This is a genomic window from Holdemanella sp. (assembly GCF_056804935.1).
This window is the reverse complement of record NZ_DBMEXE010000074.1, coordinates 1-6,768: the sequence shown is the minus strand read 5'-3', so window position 1 is coordinate 6,768 and position 6,768 is coordinate 1. Positions and strand designations below refer to the sequence as shown.

Genomic DNA, 6,768 nt, shown 5'->3' with positions numbered 1-6,768 from the left:
GAAAAAAATGCAGTTAAAGAAAAATAACATTTATCGCATTCAAGTGTTTGATAAAGCTCAAGAAATATTGGAAGATCTTCAGATTTTAACTGATTCAGGTTTGCGTTATACACCAAGCGTAAAAATGGTTCGTTCTGAAAAGATGGCTAGAGCTTATTTGCAAGGGTGTTTTTTGGCTAGTGGCAGTATCAACTCACCAAAATCGAGTAATTATCATCTAGAAATGTCTAGTCAGGAAAAAGATTTAGCGTTAAGTGTTCAAAAATTAATGCAGCGTTTTTATTTGCCGGCAAAAGTCATCGAAAGAAAAAGCGTTTATGTGGTATATATAAAAGCTGGAGATAAAATTGCAGACTTCTTACGTTTATGTAATGCTTCGAATGCGTTGTTTGAATTTGAGGATTCTAGAATTCAAAGAGATTTCTATAATCAGATCACGCGCCTCGATAATTGTGAGGTTGCCAATGAGGTAAAGAGTTTAAAGGCTGCCAAATCGCAGTTAGAGGCTATTGAGTTTTTGGAGAGTCATGCTAAAAATATTGTGATTCCAGAAAAAATTATGCATGCGATGCAAATTCGCAAGATGTATCCGGAGGCTAATCTAAATGAATTGTGTTTAGAGTGTAAAAATGAATTTGGTGAAGATATTTCAAAATCTGGAATGAAGCATCGCTTAGCGAAAGTGAAGCAGATGGCTTCAGAATTAAAGGAGGAATTGGATGCTTAAAAAAATAGGAATTATAAGCTTATCATTCTTATTGTGTGCATGTTCCTTGGGGGTTCAATTAAAAAAGTCAATGTTCACGATTGAACTTGGAAAAGATATTTATGCCAATCCAACTTTGTATTTAAAGAATGCGACTTTTTCATCTCGTTTAAAAGTTGTTTCAAAAAGTGTTGGGGTAGATAAGAAAAATAATCGCTTTATGACATCTGGAATGGATTATTTGGTTGTTGGTGAATATGACTTTGCGATTGTGGATGGGAGTAAAGAGTATCCTTTTGTGATAAAAGTTAAAGATACAACGGCTCCAGTATGTGCAAGTGAAGTGGGTCAAATCACAATTGGGGTTGGACAGAATGTTGATTGGAATTCCTACTTTCATGCGACAGATCTATCGGGAGTTACTTTTGAAGCCAATGTTGATACGTCCACTGCATCCACACAGGATGTACAAGTAAAAATCAGTGATCGTTTTGGAAATTCAGTCACGAAAAATGTAAGTGTGGTCGTTCAATAATGAAAAAGGCAGATAAAATTCTGATAGTATGCATTATGATCGTAGCGGTAGTACTATGTGTTCCTTTGTTTTTTAGTAAAAATGAAAATGTGTATGCGAGTGTATATGTTAAGGAAAAACAAGTTTTACGTATAGATTTATCAAAAGATAAAACGTATGTCGTAAATGGAAAGCTTGGAAAAGTGCATATTGAGGTTAAACAGAAAAAAGTGCGTGTTACACAAGAAAAGAGTCCACATCATTATTGTTCGAAACAAGGTTATGTTTCGGATGCCAATGTTCCCATTGTATGTTTGCCCAATGAGACAGTGGTAAAAATTGAAAAAGAAGCTAGTCAGGATACGGTGATACAATGAGGGTCAAGAAAAGTGTAATTTTAGCTTTCTTGGTTGCGGTCGGTATATTGTTGCAGCTTTTAGAAAGTTTTGTAGGTATATTTATGATTGTTCCTGGATATAAGATTGGCTTGGCAAATATTGCTGGCTTATTTGCACTTTATATGTATGATGAAAAATCATTGGCTTATGTATCGTTGCTTCGTATCATTTTGTCAAGCTTAATGCAGGGAATGTTATTTTCTGTTTCGTTTTGGCTTTCGTTAAGCGGTGGTATTTTGGCTTGTATTGCGATGATCTTAGCGTATCGAAGTAAGGCGTTTTCGATTTATGGCGTAAGTATACTTGGAGCTAGCTTTCATAATATAGGACAAGTAATCGCAATTACTTGGATTTATCAACAGTATTTTATGCAGTTGTTTTTACCAATTCTTTTGGCATTGTCCATTGTGAGTGGTATATTAATAGCAGTAGTATGTAGAAAGGTTTTAGACCGATTAAGTGGAGGAAATTATGGAAAAATATAGTTATACACCAAAGGATGTTTGTAGTCGTCAATTCAATTTTGAAATTGAAGATGGAATTATTAAAAGTTTTGAGGCCATTGGTGGATGCAATGGAAATTTAAAGGGAATTGGATGTTTATTGAAGGGAAGAAGTGTAGATGAAGTTATCGATACTTTGACTGGAGTAACATGTGGAAATAAGCCAACATCTTGTCCAGATCAAATCGCATGTGCGCTTAAGGCATATCGTGGCTGATCATTTTCTTGGGGCTTTAAAGGAAATTGAAAGACGTGCTCAAAATAACATTCTTGTATTTTCAGATGTATTAACAGAACGTTTAGAAGTCATTGCACAAAATATGGTTGGAAAATCAATTTCGGATAATGATTATTTAAAGTTGTTGGAATTGTATTATAAAAAGTTTTCGAAAGACGAAAATAAGCAGGCCATGTTGTTTTGTCTTTTAAGAATGCAGGAAGTTGTATTTTATAAAGAACATAAAGAGAATCAGGATGATTTAAGTAAGATGGAATTTAATGAGGAATATGATTCTATCACGAAAGCTTTTCTATTTAGAAAAAGAGATTATTATCAGATTACACTGAAAAATATATTTCAACGATTTATCTTATTAGACACACTTGCGTATATTGTGTTTTTACTTGTGTTTGTTCTTTTGATTCACATTTCTTTTAGGGTTTCATTTATTTTACTAGTAATTTTGTGGGCGCTTGTATTGTTTTTTGCGAAAAAGAAGGGCGTTCCTTATTTTTATAATTCAAGAATTCAAACACTTCTTCAAGATGTGGATTCAACATTGTTGCAGGTGGATCAAGCAATTTTCTAAAGTCGAGTAATCGACTTTTTTGTTTTTTAAATTTTTTCACAAGTTAACTTGTTAAATATATCACAAATATGATATTATTATTGCGTGGGGTGATAAAATGCAGAATAGAAATGTGCCCAAAGCAACTTTACAGAGGTATCCAGTATATTTAAAAGCTTTACGTAAACTTCAAAAAAATGGCGTTGAACGAATTATGTCCAAAGAATTATCGAGTTTTGTAGATATTGAGCCTACAACAATTCGTCGTGATTTCTCCTTTTTAGGGAATCTTGGAAAACAAGGCTATGGATACGATGTGGATAAACTGATTGAAATATTTAATAGTCAGTTAGGCGTTGATTTTGATGAAAAAATAATTTTAGTTGGTGCTGGTAACTTAGGTCGTGCGTTAATGAATTATAATAAATGGGATTATGTTGTTGGTGAAATCGCATGTGCCTTTGATGTGGATCCAGCTAAGTGTGGAACACAATTTGGTGTCGAAGTATATCCGATGTCGGAGTTAGATACGAAGATTCCTGAAGGATGTCGTATTGCGATTTTAACAATTTCACATGATGTACAAGAAACAGTAGATAAACTAGTACAGTGTGGAATTAATGGCATCGTTGATTTTACGCATCAACATTTTTTGGTCCCAAAAGGGGTTGTCATTAAAAGTATTGATGTGGTATCATCTATACAAGAATTGGTATTTATTACAAATTCATTAGAAACAAAGACGCAGAAATAGAAGTCGTCCAAAACGAACATGTAAAGAGAGTCTTGTTAGGTGAAAATAGACAGTGCAAGTTTGGATTGATAACACCTGTGGAGTCGTACTGGAGAAATTAAGTAGACAGTAACGTGTGGAATGCGTTAAATTCCAATTGAGTGCATACATACGTGTGATGAAACAGGATGGTACCGCGGTAATAATCGTTCCTTTTAATTAAGGGACGTTTTTTTTATTTTGAAGGGAGAAACTATGTTAGTAAAAAAATTAAAAGAAACATTTGAACAGTACGATGGACAAAGTATTACTTTGCAGGGATGGGTTCGTACAAATCGTAATTCAAAGGCAGTTGGATTTATTGCGTTGAATGATGGAACAACTTTTTCAAATGTGCAGGTTGTATATGCGGATAGCTTAGAAAACTTTGATGAAGTATCAAAAATTACAACAGGTTCAGCTATGGAAGTAACAGGAAAACTTGTATGTACTCCAGAAGCAAAACAGCCATTTGAAATTCAAGCCGAAAGTATTAGTGTTTTAGGATTATGTGATCACGATTATCCATTGCAGAAAAAACGTCACAGTTTTGAATTTATGCGTGAAATTCCTCATGTACGTCCTCGTGCAAATACATACTATGCTATGTTTAGATTAAGAAGTGTATTAAGTATGGCAATTCACACATTCTTCCAGGATCGTGGATTCGTATATGTACATACACCAGAAATCACTGGTAATGATGCAGAAGGTGCTGGTGAATGTTTTACAGTTACAACTCGTGAAGATGCAAAATATGATAAGGATTTCTTTGGTAAACATGCTCAACTTACAGTATCTGGACAATTGCATGTTGAACCATTCGCATTAACATATCGCAATGTTTATACTTTTGGTCCAACTTTCCGTGCAGAAAATTCAAATACAACTCGTCACGCTTCTGAATTCTGGATGATTGAACCAGAACTTGCGTTTGCGGATTTAGCCGATAACATGGATTGCATTGAAGAAATGATCAAATATTGCATCAACTATTGTTTAGAACATGCTAAAGAAGAAATGGAATTCTTTGCATCAATGATCGACAAAGAATGTATTAAACGTGTGACTCATGTTGCAAACTCTAACTTTGAAAGAATGACTTATACAAAGGCTATTGAATATTTGGAAAAAGCAAAAGATCAATTTGAAAACCAGGATATTTTCTGGGGTATGGATCTTCAGAGTGAACATGAGCGTTATATTTGCGAAAAAGTCGTAAATGGTCCTGTTTTCTTAACGGATTATCCAAAGGATATTAAAGCATTCTATATGCGTGTCAATGATGACAACAAGACAGTTGCAGCATGTGACTTATTAGTTCCTTATGTTGGAGAATTAGTTGGTGGTTCTCAACGTGAAGAGCGTTATGATGTGTTAGTGAATCGTATGAAAGAAATTGGAATGGAACAAGAGACATTACAATGGTATTTAGATTTACGCCGCTTTGGAGGATGCAAACACTCAGGATTTGGTCTTGGATTTGACCGTATGTTGATGTATTTAAGTGGTGTTGCGAATATTCGTGATGTTCAGCCATATCCACGTACACCTAGAAATTTAATTTTCTAATGAATTAGACAGGTATCTCGTTGATACCTGTTTTCTTGTGTGATATAAATAAGGGGTATGAAAAAAGTAAGAGTAGTTAATAAGAAAAATTTAAGCACGATGATCGTTGGGGTTGTTACTATTGCTATTGTGGTTGTTTGTGTTTTTTTATATGTATCAAGACCAACTGAAATAGATAAGTTGTCACAATCTTATTTGGATACAGTGGATGTTGAAAAACTGCAAAAAAAGGTGGAGACAAGTTTTGATGGGGCTTATCGACTCAGTGATTATTTAGTTTATGGGGAGACGTTGTCTTTGTATAAAGATGAGTATGGTACAAAGAAAATGGATAAAATGCAAGGCAATAACATTGTTCTAAGAAATGTTATGAATGATGCCATTACAAGTTTTACATTTAATGGAAAAGTGGATTCAGGTATTGATTTAGGTTCTTTAAAAGAAGGAATTTATGAACTGTATACATATGATCATTATGAAAAGGAGCGTATCTATTTTGACGATGCATTTAAGGCGAAGACAATCACAACAATGCGTCGCAATAAAAAGGTGAAAGATATTACGTTTGTGGCAGATAAAGAGGCATTAAAAGAGTATGATATTCATTTAAAGAAAAATTATACGTTCATTATTGTCACTAAGCATATCCCAAAATCCAATGTATATGATGTAGTGATCGATCCATGTGGAAATGCGATGAATTACATCTCGAATACAGTAGATTATGGTGCAAGTACATCAATTTTAGATGAACCAACTTCTTCCATGGAATTTGCGAAAAAATTAAAAAAAGAATTAGAAGAAAAGGGATTAAAGGTAAAAATCTTACGTAAAGAAAACGAAACGCCTGGATATTATGGTGCAGATGGTCGTCCGGCTCGTGGTTATAAGGCAAAGGCTAAATTATATATTGCCTTGGGTGCAAGCTATGATGAAAATGTAGATGCGCCTTATATGATGGCAAGTCCATATACAAATAGTGGGTTGGCTAATACAATCTCATATTATATGGATCAAAGTGGATTGACATTGTATGTGGCTAGAACGAATAGCACGCAGGAAAATGGAGTTTTATATGATTCATTTGCCGAAGATGAAAAGGGTGAAGTAAAAAAATATGAACTTTACCCACAATTAAGAGAAACTGGTGGAAGAGCAACATACACTGGTGTTTATGGTGATGAGATGAGAAATGCAAAATATAAAGATGCCTACGGGATGTATGGATTATACTTTTCATATGCGAGTGCAATGAATTCTCAAAGTGTTGCTTATTTTAACGACAATACGGATGCGATAGCGAAAACTTTGGTGAAGGGTATTGTTAGATATTTTGAAATTTAGGGTGATAGTATGGTGCGCCAGTTCGGTGCAGTTGATTTAGTTAGGTGAAACTCCTGACCTGGTAACTCTTTGAGCAAAGAGGCCAGTATCTAGTCCTTGGGCATTGTATCGTGAGGTACAGTGTTAAGCGTAGGAAGGAAAGACTTAGAGCCCTAAAGCGAAAGCCTGAAG

At 34.5% G+C, this 6,768-nt stretch carries 9 protein-coding genes; all 9 read left to right on the top strand.

The features are described from left to right. Positions 1 to 727, top strand: a 727-nt coding sequence (whiA, locus tag ACZQCL_RS04875) for a DNA-binding protein WhiA (RefSeq protein ID WP_482481987.1), incomplete at its 5' end; no start/stop codon positions are given. After that, complete coding sequence (locus ACZQCL_RS04870; protein ID WP_154556134.1) at positions 720 to 1,241, top strand: hypothetical protein; 522 nt, start codon at positions 720 to 722, stop codon at positions 1,239 to 1,241. The genes whiA and ACZQCL_RS04870, both read left to right, overlap by 8 nt. Continuing rightward, positions 1,241 to 1,597 (top strand): NusG domain II-containing protein, encoded by a 357-nt coding sequence (locus ACZQCL_RS04865; protein WP_270499802.1) that lies wholly within the window; start codon positions 1,241 to 1,243, stop codon positions 1,595 to 1,597. Before ACZQCL_RS04870 ends, ACZQCL_RS04865 begins: the two co-directional genes overlap by 1 nt. Beyond that, on the top strand, positions 1,594 to 2,103 hold the full coding sequence (locus ACZQCL_RS04860; protein WP_288523155.1) for a Gx transporter family protein: 510 nt from the start codon (positions 1,594 to 1,596) through the stop codon (positions 2,101 to 2,103). The genes ACZQCL_RS04865 and ACZQCL_RS04860 overlap by 4 nt, the downstream gene beginning before the upstream one ends. Next, positions 2,090 to 2,338, top strand: a complete 249-nt coding sequence (locus ACZQCL_RS04855) for a TIGR03905 family TSCPD domain-containing protein (protein ID WP_482481984.1) — start codon at positions 2,090 to 2,092, stop codon at positions 2,336 to 2,338. Before ACZQCL_RS04860 ends, ACZQCL_RS04855 begins: the two co-directional genes overlap by 14 nt. Further along, on the top strand, positions 2,331 to 2,930 hold the full coding sequence (locus ACZQCL_RS04850; RefSeq protein WP_418272953.1) for a hypothetical protein: 600 nt from the start codon (positions 2,331 to 2,333) through the stop codon (positions 2,928 to 2,930). The genes ACZQCL_RS04855 and ACZQCL_RS04850 overlap by 8 nt, the downstream gene beginning before the upstream one ends. Before the next feature lie 97 nt (positions 2,931 to 3,027). Then, a complete protein-coding gene (locus tag ACZQCL_RS04845) occupies positions 3,028 to 3,663 on the top strand; it encodes a redox-sensing transcriptional repressor Rex (protein ID WP_117926538.1) in 636 nt (211 codons plus the stop codon). Between the two features lie 234 nt (positions 3,664 to 3,897). Further along, positions 3,898 to 5,253 carry an asparagine--tRNA ligase gene (gene asnS, locus ACZQCL_RS04840; RefSeq protein ID WP_288523152.1) on the top strand — a complete coding sequence of 452 codons (1,356 nt, stop codon included), beginning with the start codon at positions 3,898 to 3,900 and terminating at the stop codon, positions 5,251 to 5,253. A 57-nt stretch (positions 5,254 to 5,310) separates the two neighbouring features. Next, positions 5,311 to 6,597 (top strand): hypothetical protein, encoded by a 1,287-nt coding sequence (locus tag ACZQCL_RS04835; protein WP_482481981.1) that lies wholly within the window; start codon positions 5,311 to 5,313, stop codon positions 6,595 to 6,597. The last annotated feature ends 171 nt before the right edge of the window (positions 6,598 to 6,768 follow it).